This is a genomic window from Rhizobium sp. 1399 (assembly GCF_031455475.1).
Classification (GTDB): Bacteria; Pseudomonadota; Alphaproteobacteria; order Rhizobiales; family Rhizobiaceae; genus Rhizobium.
In genome coordinates, this window is record NZ_JAVDSU010000021.1 from 22,732 (window position 1) to 41,659 (window position 18,928).

Here is an 18,928-nt window from a genome sequence, read left to right on the forward strand (position 1 = left end):
AAGAATGCATCGGCTGGACACGAACCCAGTAGAAGAGAAAACACTATGTCCTCTCAAAATATTACGGGCGCTTCGGGCGCGAATGTTCATGCAACTGCCGCCGATCCCGATTTCGGTATCCGCGCCGCTCTCCTGTCGAATGATCAGTTGAGGGTAAAGGCCGCGCAGTTTGCGGAAAACCGCGCCCTTGACGTGGCGAGCTTTAAGAATTTCGATTTCTTCCAGCGTCACCGGGAGAACGAAGCCGAGATCCTTAGGGTCTATCGCGCTGCTGCAGCGGATGTCGATGCGGGCGAGAGCATCACACCGGCGACCGAATGGCTGCTCGACAACCACTACATCGTCGAGGAAGCCATCCAGGAAGTCCGTCGTGACTTTCCGAAGAAATTCTATCGCGAACTGCGCAAGATCAAGCTTGACGGAACGGAAGTGCCGCGCACGCTGGCGCTTGCCTGGCTCTACATGGCGCATGCGCATAGCAATATCAGCAATTCTGGTATGGCCGCGGTCACGGAAGGCTTCCAGGACAGGGAGACGCTGCGCATCGGCGAACTCTGGGCGCTGCCATCGCTCGTCCGTTACGTGCTCATCGACAACCTTCGCCATGTTGCGACGCATGTCGACAAGAGCCGCGAAATGCGCACCAGCGCCAATGCAGCGGCCACCCAGGCGATTGCGCTCGGTGATGCCGGGTCCGCCGGTTTCCTGGAGACGCTGGTTGCCAATCTCGATGATACGACCTTCGTCACCCAGCTGCATTATCGCCTGCGTAACGCGCTGGAGCCGACCGAAGCTGCGCTGAGCTGGCTCGAGGCCAAGCTCGCGGCAAAGGGGACCGATGCCGAAACGGTGATGTCGGCCGAGCAGGTGCGTCTTGGCGCGGCCAATACGCTGATGGGCAGCATCATCAAGAGCCTGCGTGAGATCAACGACACCGACTGGTCCGAATGGGTCGAAGAGGTCAGCACGATCGACAAGCTGCTCTGGCAGCAGACGGATTATGCCGAGCTCGATTCCGGCTCCCGCAACAGCTACCGCCGCCAGATCGAAAAGCTTGCCAAGCGCTCCGACAAGACGGAAATGGATATCGCCGAGGCGGCCGTGCGCCTGGCTGACCGCGCAAAGGCAGGAAGCCAGGATCCATCTTCCTCTGCCGGCAATGTCGGCTATTATTTCGTCGGCAACGGGCGTCCGGCGCTGGAGTCTGAGATCGGCTTCCGGCCGACGCTTGGCCTGCGGTTCATGCGCGTAATCCGCGAGCTGAACTGGCTGGCGATCGCCGTGCCTGTTCTCTTGCTGACGCTGCTGGCGCTGGTCATCACCGATGCGATTTTTGTCGATGCCGGCATGCCGCTTTTTGCGACGATCGTGCTGTTGCTGATGTTCGCGCTTCCAGCATCCGAAGGCGCGACGGGCCTCTTCAACTTCTTCGCCACCTTCTTCATCACGCCCGACCGTCTTGTCGGCTATGAATTCAAGAAGGGACTGCCTGCGGAAGCCCGCACGCTCGTCACCATCCCTTGCCTGATCGGCAAGCGCGAACATGTCGATGAACTCGTTCGCAATCTTGAGGTCCATTATCTCGCCAATGCGCGCGGCGAAATCTACTACGCGCTTTTGAGCGATTGGCCGGACGCGCAGGAAGAACAGAATGCCCGCGATCTCGAAGTGCTCGACTATGCGCTGAGCAAGATCGCCAATCTGGAGGCACGTTACGCCGAGGACGGCAAGCAGCGCTTCTATCTGCTGCATCGCCGCCGCCAGTATAATCCCGCCGAAGGCGCCTGGATGGGCTGGGAGCGCAAGCGCGGCAAGCTGCATGAGCTCAACATGCTGCTGCGCGGCGAGCCGAACACGAGTTTCCTGCCAGGCGCCGATGTCGTGCCGCAGGACGTGAAATATGTCATGACGCTCGACAGCGACACGCGCGTCGTCCGAGACACCGTGACCAAGCTTGTCGGCAAGCTGCATCATCCGATCAATCGCCCGGTCTTCGACGCCAGGAAACAGCGGGTGGTCGATGGCTACGGCGTGCTTCAGCCCCGTGTGACGCCGTCGCTGACGACAGGCAAGGATGCATCGACCTTCCAGCGCGTCTTCTCGGTCAACCGCGGCCTCGACCCCTATGTCTTTGCCGTCTCCGACGTCTATCAGGACATTACCGGCGAAGGCACCTTCACCGGCAAAGGTCTCTATCACGTCGATGCCTTCGAAGCGTCGCTGAAGGGACGGATCAAGGAAAACTCGGTTCTCAGCCACGACCTGCTTGAAGGCTCGATGGCGCGTTGCGCACTGGTGACGGACTGTGAACTGGTCGAGGACTTTCCGATCCGCTACGAAGTGGAAGTCTCGCGCCAGCATCGCTGGGCGCGTGGCGACTGGCAGCTTCTGCCTTACATCTTCGACGATCGCCGTGGCGTCACTGCGCTCGGCTGCTGGAAGATGTTCGACAACCTGCGTCGCTCGCTGACGCCGATCGCCTGGTTCCTGGCATCCGTGCTCGGCTGGTACTGGATGGACCCGCTCGGTGCGCTCATCTGGCAGATCCTCTTGATCTTCAGCCTGTTCGTCGCACCGACCCTGTCGCTGATCAACGGCATCATCCCGCGCACCAGCGATATTATCCTGCAGGCCCATCTGCATACTGTCTGGAAAGATATCGAGAATGCCAACGCCCAGGTGGCGATGCGCATCGTCTTCATCGCCGACACCGCCTGCGTCATGGCTGACGCCATTATCCGCTCGCTCTACCGCCTGTTCGTCAGCCGCAAGCTGATGCTGCAGTGGCGCACCGCCGCAAGCGCCCAGGCCATGGCTCAGACGACCATCCTCGGCCATTACAAAGTCATGTGGCGGGCTCCGGTGCTCGCCGTCCTGGCATTGCTTTTCGTCATTTCCTCCGGCGACAGCGCCTGGATGGTCGGCCTTCCCTTCGTTATTTTGTGGGTCCTCTCGCCGGCTATCGCCTGGACGGTCAGCCAGACGGCGGAAACCGAGGACCGGCTCGATGTGCCCGACAATGTCCGCAACGAATTGCGCAAGATCGCAAGGCGTACATGGCGCTATTTCGACCACTTCGTGGTTCCCGGTCAGCATTACCTGCCGCCGGACAATGTCCAGCAGACGCCGCATGCCGTCGTCGCCATGCGTACCTCGCCGACCAATATCGGCGTCTACCTTCTGTCGGTGATTTCGGCGCGCCGCTTCGGTTGGATTTCCTTCGAGGATGCGGTCAAGCGCATCGAGCAGACGATCGAAACCGTCGACAGGCTCGAGAAATATCGCGGCCATCTCTTCAACTGGTATCATACCGATACGCTGAAGCCGCTCGGTCGCCGATATGTGTCATCGGTCGACAGCGGTAATTTTGCCGGCCATCTGATTGCGGTATCGTCAGCCTGCCGGATCTGGGCGCAGGCTCCGCTTGCCCACATTCACACCGATCTCGATGGCATTGGCGATGTCGCGGCCATTCTTCGCGAGGTGCTGAACGAGCTTCGGGAAGAAGACAAGTCTGTCCTATCCCTTCACGATCGGCTCGATGGCCGGATCGCCGATCTCGAAACAGCGGTTGCCACCGGCAAGCGGGAGAAGGAATTCTCCTCAGGCCTGATCGAGCGATTTGCCGGACAGGCCCGCGAAATCCGCGAACTTGCCGGCAGCCTCGACCGAGAGGTCAAGACGGCGCAAAGCGACGAGATCGTCCAATGGGCGGAAAAGCTCGTGGCAACCTGCGAGCTTCATCTCACCGACAAGGCTTTCGATCCTTCGCAGGTGGATGCCATCAGCGAACGGCTGATCCACGTCGGCAATCGCGCCCGCGAAATCGCTTTCGACATGGATTTCAGTTTCCTCTATCGGCCCGAGCGCCGGCTACTGTCGATCGGCTTCCGGGTCGAGACGGAAGAAGTCGATGCGGCCTGCTACGACCTGCTTGCCTCGGAAGCACGCCTGACCAGCCTGTTTTCCATCGCCAAGGGCGACCTGCCGACGGAGCATTGGTACAAGCTTGGTCGTCACGTCGTCCCGGTTGGCCCGCGCGGGGCGCTGGTTTCCTGGTCCGGTTCGATGTTCGAATATCTGATGCCGCCGCTCGTCATGCAGGAGCGCAGCGGAGGTATTCTCAACCAGACAAACAACCTGATCGTTCTCGAACAGATGAACTATGCCCGCAAGCTCGGCACGCCGTGGGGCATTTCGGAAGCGGCCTTCAATGCCCGCGACCACCAGATGAACTATCAGTACAGCAATTTTGGCGTGCCGACGCTCGGCCTGAAGCGCGGTCTCGGTCAGAACGCCGTCATTGCGCCTTACGCTTCGCTGCTGGCGAGCCAGTATCACCCGGTCGCCGCACTCGAAAACCTCAACAGGCTGAGGGCTGTCGGCGCGCTTGGCATGTATGGCTTCCATGATGCCGTCGACTTCACGCCGAACCGCGTGCCTGAGGGCAAGCAGTGCGCCGTGGTCTATAACTACTATGCGCACCATCACGGCATGTCGATCGCAGCCGTCGCCAACGTCGCCTTCGATGGAATGCTGCGTGAGCTTTTCCATGCTGATCCTGTCATCGAGGCAGCCGAGCTGCTGCTGCAGGAAAAGGCACCGCGCGACATCCCTGTCATGGCGGCCAAGCATGAAACCGATGCGCCTGCCACCATCCAGGGCGACCTCATGCGTCCGGAAGTGCGTCGCCTGGAAGACCCGGCATCGCGCGAACGCGAATTGCTGCTGCTGTCCAACGGTCGCTATTCGACCATGCTGACGGCGACGGGTTCCGGCTACAGCCGCTGGAAGAACCTTTCCGTCAACCGGTGGCGGGCCGATCCGACCGAGGATCGCTGGGGTTCCTTCATCTTCCTGCGGGATACAGAATCCAACGAATGGTGGTCTGCGACGGCTGAGCCGCGCTCGATCGCCAACGAACACGTGCGCGTCAGCTTCAGCGACGACAAGGCCGAATTCGTCAAGACCGTCGGTGAGCTGACGAGCGAGATGGAAGTCTTCGTCGCGAGCGATCACGATGCGGAAGGCCGCCGTCTGACGATCACCAATACCGGCACTGAAGATCGCGTCATCGAAGTGACCTCCTATATGGAACCGGTCGCGACACTCGATGTCGTCGATACCGGCCATCCGGTCTTTGCCCGCATGTTCCTGAAGACCGAGATTGCCGCTGCCGGCGACGCGATCGTCGTCGAACGCCAGAAACGCGGCCTGACCGATCCCGATGTCACCATCGCGCAGCTTATCGTCGATACGTCAGGCGAAAATGCCCCGACGCAATATGAGACTGACCGTATGCGCTTCCTCGGCCGGGGCCGTACCCTGACCGAAGCCGCTGCGTTCGATCCGGATGCCAAGCTGTCGGGCACGGACGGCTTCACCATGGATGCCTGTGTGTCGCTGCGCCGTACGCTTCGCGTGCCGGCCGGCGAAAAGGTCAGCGTGACTTTCTGGACCATTGCGGCCGCCGAACGCGCCGAACTCGAAACGGCGCTGGAGCACTATCGCCAGCCGGAAAGCTTTGCCCAGGGCCTCGTTCAGGCCTGGACGAGGACGCAGAGCCAGCTGCGCCAGATCGGCGTCAACTCGAAGGAGGCCGCCGCCTATCAACGGTTCGCGCGCTACATCATCTATCCCGACATGGCGCTGCGCGCCGACAGCAAGGCGGTTCGCGAGGGTCTTAAGTCGCAGTCCGTTCTCTGGGGTACAACGCTATCAGGCGATGCGCCGCTGATGACGCTGCGCATCACCGACGAACTCGGCACCGATCTCGTCAAGGAACTGCTGCGGGCTCAGGGTCTCCTGCAATCGCGCGGCGTCGAGGTCGATCTCGTGATCTTCAACGAGCGTGCCGGCGAGGCGGCTGCGGAAATGCAGCGCACGATCGACCAGCTCTGCGATGCGGCGCGCCATGCAAGCGAAATTGCCGGCATCCAGCGCAACATCTATGTACTGCGCAAGGACCTGACGACACCGGAAGCATATGGCGCCATCATCGCTGCCTCGCGCGTTGTTCTGCGTGGCCGCGACGGCAGTCTCATCGACCAGCTGCAGAAGGCTCGTTCCGTTGCCGGATCACCGGCGCTGCTCGGCCAGTGGGGCGATTCGACCCTGGTGCCGAGGATGGTCCGCGGTACTGCTGAGCCGGTAGAGGCCGATGGCACCGATCTCGCCTTCTGGAACGGCTATGGCGGCTTTGCGGCCGAGGGCAGCGAATATGTCGTGCGCCTGTCGGGCGGCGAGCAGACGCCGCAGCCGTGGATCAACATCATGGCCAATGATAGTTTCGGCTTCCATGTTTCGGCCGAAGGTGTCGCCTTTACCTGGAGCCAGAACTCCCGCGATCACCAGCTGACGCCCTGGACCAATGACATGGTCACCAACCGGCCGGGCGAAGCCTTCTACCTGAAGGACCTCGATCGCGGCTCGGTCATCGTGCCCTATGCGTCTCTGGCGCAGCGCTCCGACACGCGCTTCGAAGCCCGCCATGGCCTCGGCTACTCGGTCTTCTCGACGGTCCAGGATGACATCGCCCTGGAGGTCACGCAGACCCTGCATATGGAAAAGTCGGTCAAGCTGACGCAGCTGCGCATCCGCAACGATGCGGGCGAGGCACGCAAGCTGCGCCTTTATGGCTATGCCGAATGGATCCTCGGCAACAACCCGACGAAGAGCAAGCCCTTCATCATCTCCAGCTATGACAGCGCGAGTGGGGCGGTCTTCGCGAGCAATCCGTTCAGCGTGAGCTTCGGGACGCGTGTCGCAGCCTTTGCGGCAAGCGAAACGCCGTCGAGCGTTTCCACCAGCCGTCGCGAATTCATCGGCCGGCACGGAACGATCCAGCAGCCGCGCACCGTCTCGGCGGGCTCGCGTCTCTCCAACGCGTTGGATCTCGATGGCGATCCGGCAGCCGCCATGGCCTTCGATCTGACGATCGGGCCTGGCGAGGTACGCGACATCTGCTTCTATATGGGCGATGCTGCCTCGCAAGAAGACGCCGCTGCTCTGATTGCTGAGATCCGCTCGGTCAGCTTCGAAGCTGTTCTTGGTCAGACCCGCGACTTCTGGAAGAACTTTACCGGCAAGACGCGTGTTTCTACGCCGGATCAGCGCCTCGACTTCATGGTCAACAGCTGGCTGCCTTATCAGACCTATGGCTGCCGTATCATGGCCCGCACCGCCTTCTACCAGTCGAGCGGCGCGTGGAACCTGCGCGACCAGCTGCAGGATTCGCTGGCCTTCCTGCTGCACTCACCGGAGATCGCCCGCAAGCAGATCCTCAATACCGGCCGACGCCAGTTCCCGGAAGGCGACTTCCAGCACTGGTGGCTGGCTGACAGCGGCGCCGGTGTGCGCACGAACATCTCCGACGATCCGGTCTGGCTCGCCTATGCGGTCGATCAATATTGCACGGCGACTGGTGATGCTGCGATCATGGACGAGATGCTGCCCTTCGTCGAAGGCGCGCAGCTCAGCCCTGGTCAGTACGACGCATTCCTGCAGCCGCGTATCTCGGACACGACCGCATCGCTCTACGAGCATGCCGCCCTCGGCCTCGATCTCGCGATCAAGCGTACCGGGGTCAACGGCCTGCCGCTGATGATGAGCGGTGACTGGTGTGACAAGATGGATCGGGTCGGTATGGCCGGCCGCGGCGAGAGCGTCTGGCTCGGCTGGTTCCTGGCCGGCGCACTGCGCCGCTTCATCGCCTATGCCGAGGCGCGCGGAGATACTAAACGTGTCAGCCACTGGACGACGCATCTTGGCAAGCTCAAGGAAGCGATCGAAACGGCCGGCTGGGACGGCGAATATTATCGCCGTGGCTACTATGATAACGGTGCGCCACTCGGCTCCAGCCAGTCCGAAGAGGACAAGATCGACTCGATCGCCCAATCCTGGAGCGTACTTTCGGGCGAGGGCAATCCGGAACGCAGCGACATGGCGATGACGGCGGTCCTTGGCAAGCTCGTCGATGAAGAGGGCAAGTTCATCCGTCTCTTGACGCCGCCCTTCGTCAAGTCGGTCAACGATCCTGGTGTGATCAAGGCCTATCCGCCTGGCGTTCGCGAAAACGGCGGCCAGTATACCCATGCTGCCACTTGGGCAGTGCTGGCTCTCGCCCGCATGGGTCGGGCCGAAGACGCTTGGCGCGCCTTCGAAATGCTGAATCCGATCAACCATTCGCTCGATAAATCGTCTGCGGACGTCTATCGCATCGAGCCCTATGTGATCGCCGGCGACGTCTATGGCGAGGGTGCGCTCAAGGGCCGCGGCGGCTGGAGCTGGTACACCGGTTCGGCCGGCTGGCTCTACCGTGTGGCAGTCGAGGGCATCCTCGGCATCCGCTCGGAGAACGGCCGCCTGCATGTCAAGCCGGCCCTGCCGGCCGGATGGAACGGGTTCTCCGCTGAGCTCGATCTGCCGAGCGGGAAATATCAGGTTTCCGTTTCGAAGGTGGATGCGGACCGCTGCTCTGTGACGATCAACGGCACGGCGCTCGATGATTTGAGCGAGGGATATTTGTTGGCGGCCAAATGAGAACTCACTGCCGGGGCAGATTGACTGGTGTCACTGCCCCGGCGATTGCCCCGATCTGCGCGTCGTTCAATCCGTTGGCAGAGTGAAGACCGCGCAGGGGTCGGCGATGCCTCGCAACCGGTGTTCACCCAGGGGAACCAGTTGCGTCGAAACCTCCGCAGCGAGCGTACCTGATATCAGCACACGATGACCAAGGGACTTGCAGAGCCCTTCCAGCCGGCTGACCAGATTGACCGCGGGGCCGATGGCGGTGAAGTCCAGCCGGTCGGCCGCACCGATATTGCCCCAGAGCATTTCGCCGAAATGCAGCGCCACGCCGAAGGGTAGCGGCGGCAGGCCTTGTGCCTGCCGCGCGATGTCGAGATGGGCCATGCCGGCACGGGCGGCCGCGACGGCGCGTAGCGACGCTTCGCAAGCTTCACCAGGCGTTCCGGTAACGGGAAAGATCGCCAGAACACCGTCACCAATGAACTTCAGCACCTCACCCCCAAAAGCGTGTACCGCGCCTGCAACACGATCGAACCAGGCATCGAGGGTGGTGATCATGAGAGAGGGCTCGGTTTCTTCGGAGAGGGCCGTGAAATCGCGCAGGTCAGCACAGAGCAAAGCGGCGCGAATGGTTTCACCGCTGCTGCGGCCGAGTGCTCCGGCCTGCACCTGCGCGGCACTGCGTTTACCGAGGTAGGCCTCTAGAAGGGTTGTTAGCGCGGTTCGTGCGGTCAGAGCCGCCAAGGGTGCTAATGCAAAGCGCGCTGCCTGGTGCAGCCGGTCCGCCTCGTTCGGATCGAACGAGCGGGATCCAGCCCAGCCCAATATCGGACTGTCGGAGCCTCTGCCGATCTTTCCTTCATATACTGGCCCAAGCCCGGCAAGCCAGTCGCCCGCAGCCTTGTTGAGCGAGCTGCCGGCAAAGTCGAGCGCCTCGATGACGGTGCCGCTCTCGGCCCGCCACAACCAGGTGCGACGCGCAATGATCGGATGTGGAACGGCAAGGGTGAGGGCTCCGCCGGCGAGCGGCAGGCCATCGGCAAGCAACTGGCGGCCAAGCTCGGCTATGAAGTGTTCGGGACCGGACGAGGCGCCGGCCTCATCGATCAGCCAGGCGAGGTGGGCGGGCAAATCCATGCCTCGATCATGCCATAGCGGTCACCTGATGTCAGCCAGACGTAGCCTTCCTCGTGAATTCGGCTTCTCTTTCAAATGAGAATCTTGGTCATTTCCTGCCATAGAAGGGATCGGGTCCCGGGTCGCGTCCGGCCGCCACGGTGCTCAGCCGACCAAGGTAGTGAGCCCAGCCCTCGGCATGGCCGGCGCATTGCTCGGCATTGGGCAAGCCGGTATGCGTCAGACGCAGGAGCGTTCCATCAGGCTGTTCGATCAGATCAATCTCGACTAGGCTGGAGCCCGGCGGCACCACTTCGCTCCCATCCCAGCCGAAACTATAGGCCAGGCGGTGGACCGGCACCACTTCGCGGAAAGAGCCGCGAGCGAAACGTGCGCCGGTAACGTTGACGAGATAGAGCCCTCCGGGCTGCGGCTCGATCTCTGCTTCCGTGCCCATCCAGCGGAGGATCTTTTCCGGATCCGTCAGCAGGGCGAACACGGCCGCGGGCGGCGCTGAAAGATGCGTTTCGCGGCGAACGACGAGGGCCTCTTGCATCGCTTTCTCCCAAGTTTGGTCCGCGCCGACCGAGCGCGCGGCGCGGTATACTGAACTAGAGGGAAGATCACCCGCAGCAAGGGTGTCATGTGTTACGAGCGCTTGAATTGCGAAGGGCGCTCATCCTGCGAATTCACGTGGAGGAGGCGACAGAGCTCATATATGCCTACCGCCTTCCGCCGCCGCGCTACTACGGATTTGCCTTCAGGAAGGCGATAAGGTCGTCGATTTCGAAGCTCCAGAGTCCCCAGAAGCGCATCTTTGTGCCGGGGATTTTTCTGCTCGGGCTTGTCAGAAATTCCGCAAGTTCATGCTCGTTCCACACAAGCCCGTCTTCGCCGGCTTTCTTCAGGGCGGGAGAGTAGGCATAATCGTCTATGATAGCTGCCCGCCGTCCCACAACACCCTTCAGGGAGGGGCCGAATGTACTCCTGGTGTCATCGATAATGTGACATGAAGAACAGGCCCGGTAAATTCTCGCGCCACGATCCGCATCAGCCGCGAAACCGTTGCCCGCAACCGAAGCTGCCGTAATTGCCCATGCGATTGTTCTCAACATCGCGCTAACCTTGCGCGTCCATCTTCGTGAGTTTGAAGAAAAACCGCCTTTCGTCGCCGCGCAGGCACATCATCCCAGCCAGCGTATTTTCATCCACCCGTCTGAAGTGGTCGACGATCGGCTGCTCGTTGTAGACCATTGCAGCGCTTGCGATGTGCTCGAATGTCCGAACCTCCAGTGCGGCTGTCGTGCCTCGCGCGCGGAATACCTTATGAAAATACGAAAACGTGGTTTGGGCGAGGGCGGTCCGTCCGAATGGCGCCAGCTTGATCGCAAGCCCGATAGGGACGAAGCGCGGATCGATGGCCACGAGCCGTCCCGGATGCCACTGGAAGAGTAGGGCGTCGGCCCGCATGTCAGGATGAAAGCGTTTGCCGAACCATCGCAGGTTTTCGAGGACGCCATCGAGCGGATGCCCCGATGGAACGCCGCCGCCTCGCCACAATCCGACCATCTCAACGGGCTTGACGGGCTCCAGCGACTGGAACCAGGCCGTCATATCTTTTTGCAGGTCCGCTTGCACGGGTTCACCTTCTCCCACGATCACATCAGGAATGAAGTAGCGATTGCCGGCGAAGATTCCGAGACCCAATTGGATATCTCTGTGCGGAACCTTCAAAGTCGATGCTGGATATCTGCTCTTAACCGCCGTGGCTCGCCACTAACGCCGACACTGCGAGCATGCGGTTAAACACCAGAGTTCACGGCAGCGCATCGTAACCGCCTCGCCGGAAGGACGGTCGTTCCTTGAGGCGATCGAAATAGGCTGTGACCGCCGACAGCGCGGGTCGTTCGATCGGTGTGCGAAGCCAGCGATTGACCGACAGGCCGATCAAAATATCGGCCAGCGTGAAGTGATCTCCCGTCACGAAAGGTCCGCCCGTCGAGAGGGTATTTTCCAGGACTTCCATCGTACCGTTCCAATCCCTGGCGCTAGCGGCAATGATTGAGGGGGCCGCATAGGCGGCGTCTTTGCGCACAAGACCCTGGAACGCGCCGCGCCAGGCACTGTTCAGCTCTGTTGCCTGCCAATCCATCCATCGCTCGGCCAGTGCCCGCCTCCAGGGGGACGACGGTAGGAGATCGTCGCGGCTGTGTCTGGACGCGAGATAACGGCAGATCGTGTTGGATTCCCACAAGATGCCGTCATCGCTTTCGATGACCGGCACGAGACCATTCGGATTGAGTGCGAGGAATTCCGGTGTCCTGGTCGAGGCAAACCCCGTTCCCCAATCCTCCTGCACGTAATCGATGCCGATCTCTTCGCAGGTCCAGAGCACCTTGCGAACGTTGATGGATGATTGCCTGCCAAGAACTCGAAGGACGCTCATGATCTACTCCAAACCAGTCGGCCTTGGGTATCGATTAAGACGTCACTTTGCACCACCAAACATGTCCCGGCGACAACAAAGCCCTTTGTTGTGCTTGCTCGCCGATCTAGCGCAGTAATTTAAGGGAACCGGTCAGCGACCTCACCCATTTCGCTGGCCCTGCAAGGCCTAATCCATCGATCTCTTCTTCGCTCAAGTCCCTGTCCGGGAAACTGCGCTGATAATCAGCATAATCATGCAGTGACCGCGCAAAAGCGGGAAACGGTACGATGGCATGTTCCTCCGGCTGGTTCAGCGCCTTCAACATGATCTGGTGGATCGTCTGTCCGTCGGCCTGCAGAATCGGCACTGGTCGGTTGGAGATGATATCGGTGGTCCTTCCGGTGTGGTCGCTAAGCCTTTCGGCGCCGAGAAGGGGCATCTTGGCGCCCATGCCTATGCCGATGGCGCTGACGGTATTTGCAATAAGAGCTGGCGGGAGTTTGGGATCGACGACAATGGCAATGCGGATATCTGAGAGCATGGAAAAGACCTGAGATTGCGATGGCCACAGCCTAAGCGATCCCGGCAGAAGGATCCTATCTACTATTGCCGTTCGGCGTGGATATTTGGTAGGTTTCACCCGGTTGATGTGATTTTTGGGTAGATATTACCGATGACGACATTTGAGCCAGTTGAGCTGAAAATTCTTTCAAGCCTACAGGCTGAGGGGCGGCTGACAAATCAGGAACTGTCCGAGCGCGTCGGCATGTCGACGTCTCCTTGTTGGCGAAAGGTACGTCAGCTCGAAGAGACGGGTGTGATCCGGGGTTACCGGGCCGATCTCAATCGGCGCAAACTCGGGCTTGGGGTCCTTGCCTTCATCCGAGTGAAGATCGATGGCCATAACGAGGCGGAGGCGGACGCCTTTGCCGCCGAAGTTGCACGGCTGCGGGAGGTTGTTGCCTGCTACAGCATTGCCGGAGACTCAGATTTTCTGTTGCAGGTCGTCTCTCCCGATCTCGATTCCTATGCCGATTTCGCGATGTCCGTCGTGCGCCGTCTGCCGCGTATCAAGGAAATGCAGACCACCTTCGTTCTCAAGGAAATCAAGCCGTTCGAAGGTTTTCCGGTAGGTCTTTAAGAGGTTTACCTGAACCGATAATCGGTGAAATAGCCGCCCAGCAGATGCTGGACGGCTGATCGTGCTGAAAAGTAGGCCGTCATGGCTTCAACATAGGCTGGATCAAATAGTCACGCCTTAACGAATTCAGTCTGGCGGACGGCGCTTGCGCCAGGCTTTTCGCGACGCACAATAAGTATGACAATTCAGTTTTCCCGACAAAGCCGCGGTTGGCAAGCAATCTGTCGGCATCTGCGTCGACGCGATCAAGTTCAGATGCTGGAGCCGAAATTTTAGTTTCCACCCGATTGACCGGATCGGAAATCTCGCGTTAGCTTGATTAAATCAATTTGATTGAATCTAAAAAATAACAAGCAAGGGAACGTAAAATGGGACTGGATAAGAGCGTAATCCGCAATGTTTCCGCGCGTGCCGGCTGGGCGGCGGCGACCGCCTTGACGGTGGTGATGGCGTTTGGTGCATCGGCTGTTTCGGCCGCCGAAGCCGTACTGACGATGCATATCGAAGAGCAGACGAGTTGGGTGCAGAACTTCAATCCGTTCGATCTTGCCGGCCGCCGGCAGAGCACCATGGATTTCATCTATGAGCCGCTCGTCATCTTCAACGCACAGGACGGTGGCAAGCCGGTCTGGCGCCTTGCCACGAACTACAAGTTTTCCGACGACATGAAGTCGATCACCTATGAACTGCGCCCGGGCGTGAAATGGTCGGACGGCCAGCCGCTGACATCGGCGGACGTCAAATATACGATCGATCTGATGCTGAAGAATGCCGCGCTCGATACCGTTGGTGTCGGCGAAACCGTGGCATCCGTCGAGGCGCCTTCGCCGACTGAGGTGACGATCAAGCTCAAGGCCGTCAATTCCGACTTCCCGGAATCGCTGGCCGACCTCGCCGTCGTTCCCGAGCATGTCTGGAAGGATGTTTCCGATCCCGTGGCATTCAAAAACGAGAAGCCGGTTGGCTCCGGTCCGATGACGGAAGTGCGCCGCTTCACACCGCAGGTTTATGAGCAGTGCCGCAACCCGAACTATTGGGATGCAGCCTCTTTGCATGTCGATTGCCTGCGCCTGCCGCAGATTTCCGGCAACGACCAGATGCTCGCGATCCTGCCCGAGGGCAATATGGACTGGATCGGCTCCTTCATTCCCGAGATCGACAAGACATTCGTGGCGCTCGACGCCGAACATAACGGCTATTGGCAGCCTCCGGCCGAGACCGTTGCCTTCCAGATGAACTTCAAGACCAAGGATGAGGGCAATCTGGAAGCCTATAAGGACCTCAACTTCCGCCACGCCTTCAGCCTTGCCATGGACCGCAAGTCGATGGTCGATATTGCGGGCTTCGGTTATCCGGTTGTCAACGAGCACGCCTCCGGTCTGCCGCCGCGTTTTGAAGGCTGGAGCAACAAGGCGGCTGAAGGCGACAAGGATGCCTTCATGGGCCTGGATACCGACAAGGCCAACAAGATCCTCGACGATGCCGGTTACAAGAAGGGTGCGGACGGTTTCCGCACGAGCCCCAGCGGCAAGCCGATCACTTTTCCGATCATCGTCCCAAACGGCTGGACGGACTGGATCGACGCCGTGCAGATCGCCGTTGAAGGCCTGCGCGCGGCCGGCATCGATGCCTCGGTTGCCACTCCCGAATACGAACAATGGCGCAAGCAGATTCTCGATGGCAGCTTCGAGGTCGTCATGAACTCGCGCGCCGATGGCGCCACACCTTTCCGCGGCTATTACCAGAACCTCTCGACCGCCTATGGCGGGCGCATCACTGGTGCTCCCTCGCGCTACTCGAACCCGAAACTCGATGCGCTTTTCGATCAGTATCTGAAGGCGACGTCGGAAGATGATCACAAGAAGATCTTCAACGATATCCAGCTGCTGGTTGCCGATGACTTCCCAGTCGTGCCTGTCTTCAACGGTCCGACCTGGTATCAGTTTTCGAGCAAGCGTTTCACCGGCTGGGTGACCGACAAGGATCCGGTCATGAACCCGGAAGATCATGACAACAACCGGATGCGCCTTATGCATCTCCTGCGCCTGAAGCCGGTCCAATAAGACCGGCGAGGGAAGGGATATGCGTGTTTCCGGACGGCGCCTCGGCGTCTATGCGGTCGCCCTGGCGTTCGCCATCGTGATGAATTTCATTCTTCCCCGGCTCATGCCGGGGACACCCGTCGATGCGATGGTCGCTCAGCTCGGCCCGCGGGCCACACCCGCAGCCGTCGAGGCGATCAAGGTTCGCTTCGGTGCCGTCGATCAGCCGATGCTTCTGCAATTCGTCGATTATCTGAAGGGGCTTGCGAGTTTCGATCTCGGCGTCTCGGTCAAATACTATCCCCAGACCGTCGTTCAGGTTCTTGCCCGCTCGACGATCTGGACCATTTTCCTCGTCGTGACCGCCATCATCTTTTCGCTCTGCATCGGCGTCGTGCTTGGCGCGGTCTCGGCATGGCGCCGCGGTGGCCGCTTCGACACGATCGTCTCGCCGCTATCGGTCATCATGATCTCGGTGCCGCCTGTCATCATCGCGCTGACGACGCTTTTCGTCTTCGGCGTCTCGCTGCGCTGGTTTCCGGTCGGTTACGCCTATGACCCGAATCTCGATCCTGCGTTCAACTTCACCTTTGCCGGCAGCGTCTTCATGCATGCCATCCTGCCGGTACTGACGCTGTCGCCTTTCCTGATCGGTGAATTCCAGACGACCATGCGTTCGTCGATGATCTCGATCCTCGGCGAGGACTATGTAACGATGGCCCGCGCCAAGGGTCTCAGTCATCTTAACGTGATGTTCGGCTATGGCGCGCGCAACGCCATGCTTCCTGTCCTGACAAACCTCGCCCTCATGCTTGGCGCTGTTTTCGGCGGTTCGATCGTGACCGAGATCGTCTTCAATTATCCGGGGCTCGGCCTGACGCTCTATACGGCGAGCATTGCCCGCGATTATCCGGTCATCCAGGGGCAGCTGCTTCTGATGACGCTCGCAACGCTCGGGGCCAACTTCCTCGTCGACATCATTTACGGGTTTATCGACCCCCGACTGCGGGATGCTGTGTAATGGGCTTCACGCTGAGATCCATCCTTCGCCAGAAGAAGGCCGTCGCCGGCCTCATCATTGTAGTCGCTCTCTGGCTCATGGCGCTATCTGCACCGATCATTGCGCCCGGCGAACCCGGCGCCCGTGTCGGCCGCTCTCACCAGCCTCCGTCCATCGAGCATGTGCTCGGCACGACGAAGATGGGCCGCGACGTCTATCGCCAGTTCGTCTGGGGTGCGCGCAGTTCGCTCACCGTCGGTTTTGCAACGGGCATCGCAATCACCGTAATCGGCACCGCCATCGGCCTCGTCGCGGGCTATTTCGGCGGCAAGACGGATGCCGCCCTCGATCTCGCAACGAACGCGGTGCTCGTTGTTCCGAATATGCCGCTCTTGATCCTGCTTGCTTCTTTTGCCGGCACGGTCGGGCCGATGACAATCATGACGATCATCGCCCTGACCTCGTGGCCATGGGGTGCCCGTATGACACGGTCGCAGACGATGGCGCTGCGCAATCGCGATTTCGTCACAGCGTCGAAAATGATCGGCGAGCCCGCCTGGCGGATCATCTTCGTGGAGATCCTGCCGAACCTCGCACCGCTGATCGGTATCAACCTCGTCGGCAGCATCATCTATGCGATCGTCGCGCAGACGACGCTCGAATATCTCGGCTTCGGCGATCCGCTGAAAGTGTCCTGGGGCACCATGCTCTATAATGCCCAGAACGCTTCGGCGATCATGGTCGGCGCCTGGTGGGATGTCGGTGTCCCGGCGGTCGGCATTGCCGTGACGGGCCTTGGCCTCGCACTCCTCAATTTCACCTTCGACGAGATCGCCAATCCGCAGCTTCGCTCTGGGCCGGCGCTGTCGCGCTGGTTCCGCCTGACCCGTGCCCGCAACCGTCAACTGGGGGCCGGCCGATGAGCGACAATCTGCTGGAAATCGAAAAGCTCAACGTCGACTACCTGCTCGACAAGGGCGAGTTCCGCGCCGTCAAGGACGTGTCGTTCAGTATCGGTCGAGGCGAGATCTTCGGGCTGGCGGGTGAATCCGGCTGCGGTAAGAGCACCATCGCCTATGCCATCACGCGGCTTTCCAAGGCCCCGGCCTGGATCAGCGGCGGCAGCATCCGGATGGACGGGCGCGATCTTCTCAAAATGCCGGAGCGGGAGCTGCAGAGAATCCGCTGGAAGCGCATCGGCATGGTCTTTCAGAGCGCCATGAACTCGCTCAATCCTTTGATGCGCGTTGAGGCACAGTTCCACGATGTGCTCTACCGGCACACCGGCTGCTCGCGCCAGGAGTCACGGGCGCGCGGCGAGGAGATGTTCCGGCTCGTCGGCATACCGCCGCAGCGCATCAGCGATTATCCGCACCAGTTTTCCGGCGGCATGCGCCAGCGCATCGTCATCGCCATCTGCCTGGCGCTGAGGCCGGAGCTCATCATCATGGACGAGCCGACGACGGCACTCGATGTCGTCGTGCAGCGCGAGATCCTCGAACAGGTCGTCGATCTGCAGCGGACTTACGGTTTCTCGGTACTGTTCATCACCCACGACCTGCATCTGATGGCGCAGCTTTGCCAGCGTATCGGCATCATGCTGAAGGGCGAACTGGTCGAAGTCGGCGATGTCAGGCAGGTCAGCCAGGCGCCGCTACACGACTATACGCGCAAGCTCTGGAACGCCATTCCCCAGCTTCCGAGCAAGCCCCATCTTTCAGGAGCATTGGCATGAAGTCCGAGGCACACCTGTCCCCGGCCGGAGCCGTCATACGGCTTGAGGAGATCAGGTGCCAGTTCGGCCCGGTGCATGCGCTGAAGGGCGTCTCCTTCTCGCTCTTTCCCGGCCGCGCGCTGGCACTTGTTGGCGAATCCGGCTGCGGCAAGACGACCTGCGCCCGCATCATCGCGCGTCTCGATCGGCCGACCGGCGGCAAGCTGTTCTTTCACGGGCAGGATCTGACCGCTCAGGGAACGGCAAAAGATGAGCGTCTTTATCGCAGGGACGTGCAGATGGTCTTTCAGGATCCGTTCTCCTCGCTCAACCCCGCCTTCACCGTCAGCCATCATCTTTCCCGGCCGCTGCAGCTTCACAGCCAGAACACGTGGCGGACCGCCCTTGAGAATGGCATTACGGGATTGCTGGAAAGCGTCGGCCTAGACCCGGCCGTGTCGAAACAGAAGTTTCCGCATGAGCTGTCGGGCGGCCAGCGGCAGCGCGTCAACATTGCCCGGGCGCTTGCGGTGTCGCCGAGCGTGCTTGTCGCCGACGAGCCGACCTCGATGCTCGATGTTTCCATCCGCAAGGATATTCTCGATCTGCTCGCCCGGGTGAAGCAGGAGAACGAGCTGGCGATGCTCTATATCACCCATGATATCGCGACGGCGGCCCACGTGGCCGAGGAAATTGTTGTGATGTTTGCCGGTCAAATGGTCGAATGGGGCGACACCGAAACGGTGCTCTCCAGTCCGCGTCATCCCTATACCCAGCTGCTGCTCTCCGCAGTGCCTGACGGCGGACGGCCCTTCGTAACCGGCGGCAGCGCGCGCTTCCTTGAACAGGCAGAGCGCGTCCGGTCACTCAGCCGCCCGGAATCCACCGTGATCGAGCAAATCGGTCCCAATCATTTCATGCGCGCGCTCGGCGCGCAGAGCTAACAGGACGTCTTTTC

Annotated in this window: 13 protein-coding genes; 7 read left to right on the top strand and 6 right to left on the bottom strand. The window is 60.6% G+C overall.

Annotation, left to right across the window (positions count from 1 at the left end; genetic code table 11):
• Positions 1 to 45: 45 nt before the first annotated feature.
• Positions 46 to 8,541: a GH36-type glycosyl hydrolase domain-containing protein gene (locus J2X71_RS36295; RefSeq protein ID WP_310390192.1), complete on the top strand. Its 8,496-nt coding sequence runs from the start codon at positions 46 to 48 to the stop codon at positions 8,539 to 8,541.
• Between the two features lie 66 nt (positions 8,542 to 8,607).
• On the opposite strand, the gene J2X71_RS36300 is transcribed toward J2X71_RS36295, so the two are convergent.
• From J2X71_RS36300 to J2X71_RS36325, 6 genes are all read right to left on the bottom strand, one after another.
• Entirely contained in the window at positions 8,608 to 9,666 is a 1,059-nt protein-coding gene (locus tag J2X71_RS36300; protein ID WP_310390193.1) for an adenylate/guanylate cyclase domain-containing protein, read from the bottom strand.
• Positions 9,667 to 9,754: 88 nt separating this feature from the next.
• Positions 9,755 to 10,201 (bottom strand): SRPBCC domain-containing protein, encoded by a 447-nt coding sequence (locus J2X71_RS36305; protein WP_113320024.1) that lies wholly within the window; start codon positions 10,199 to 10,201, stop codon positions 9,755 to 9,757.
• Positions 10,202 to 10,391: 190 nt separating this feature from the next.
• Positions 10,392 to 10,760 (bottom strand): cytochrome c family protein, encoded by a 369-nt coding sequence (locus J2X71_RS36310; protein ID WP_310390196.1) that lies wholly within the window; start codon positions 10,758 to 10,760, stop codon positions 10,392 to 10,394.
• 4 nt (positions 10,761 to 10,764) lie between these two features.
• Positions 10,765 to 11,352: a GXWXG domain-containing protein gene (locus J2X71_RS36315; RefSeq protein ID WP_405049796.1), complete on the bottom strand. Its 588-nt coding sequence runs from the start codon at positions 11,350 to 11,352 to the stop codon at positions 10,765 to 10,767.
• 109 nt (positions 11,353 to 11,461) lie between these two features.
• Positions 11,462 to 12,091, bottom strand: a complete 630-nt coding sequence (locus tag J2X71_RS36320) for a glutathione S-transferase family protein (RefSeq protein ID WP_310390198.1) — start codon at positions 12,089 to 12,091, stop codon at positions 11,462 to 11,464.
• A gap of 106 nt (positions 12,092 to 12,197) precedes the next feature.
• The gene (locus tag J2X71_RS36325) at positions 12,198 to 12,614 is read right to left on the bottom strand and encodes a DUF2000 domain-containing protein (RefSeq protein ID WP_310390200.1); all 417 of its coding nucleotides are present in this window, start codon (positions 12,612 to 12,614) and stop codon (positions 12,198 to 12,200) included.
• A 132-nt stretch (positions 12,615 to 12,746) separates the two neighbouring features.
• Between J2X71_RS36325 and J2X71_RS36330 the strand changes: the two genes are divergently transcribed.
• From J2X71_RS36330 to J2X71_RS36355, 6 genes are all read left to right on the top strand, one after another.
• A complete protein-coding gene (locus J2X71_RS36330) occupies positions 12,747 to 13,214 on the top strand; it encodes an Lrp/AsnC family transcriptional regulator (protein ID WP_007823392.1) in 468 nt (155 codons plus the stop codon).
• 368 nt (positions 13,215 to 13,582) lie between these two features.
• Entirely contained in the window at positions 13,583 to 15,277 is a 1,695-nt protein-coding gene (locus J2X71_RS36335; protein WP_310390204.1) for an ABC transporter substrate-binding protein, read from the top strand.
• Between the two features lie 19 nt (positions 15,278 to 15,296).
• The gene (locus tag J2X71_RS36340) at positions 15,297 to 16,277 is read left to right on the top strand and encodes an ABC transporter permease (RefSeq protein WP_310390206.1); all 981 of its coding nucleotides are present in this window, start codon (positions 15,297 to 15,299) and stop codon (positions 16,275 to 16,277) included.
• Positions 16,277 to 17,179: an ABC transporter permease gene (locus J2X71_RS36345; protein WP_310390209.1), complete on the top strand. Its 903-nt coding sequence runs from the start codon at positions 16,277 to 16,279 to the stop codon at positions 17,177 to 17,179. The genes J2X71_RS36340 and J2X71_RS36345 overlap by 1 nt, the downstream gene beginning before the upstream one ends.
• On the top strand, positions 17,176 to 17,991 hold the full coding sequence (locus tag J2X71_RS36350; RefSeq protein ID WP_310390211.1) for an ABC transporter ATP-binding protein: 816 nt from the start codon (positions 17,176 to 17,178) through the stop codon (positions 17,989 to 17,991). Before J2X71_RS36345 ends, J2X71_RS36350 begins: the two co-directional genes overlap by 4 nt.
• Entirely contained in the window at positions 17,988 to 18,914 is a 927-nt protein-coding gene (locus tag J2X71_RS36355; RefSeq protein ID WP_310390213.1) for an ABC transporter ATP-binding protein, read from the top strand. The genes J2X71_RS36350 and J2X71_RS36355 overlap by 4 nt, the downstream gene beginning before the upstream one ends.
• The last annotated feature ends 14 nt before the right edge of the window (positions 18,915 to 18,928 follow it).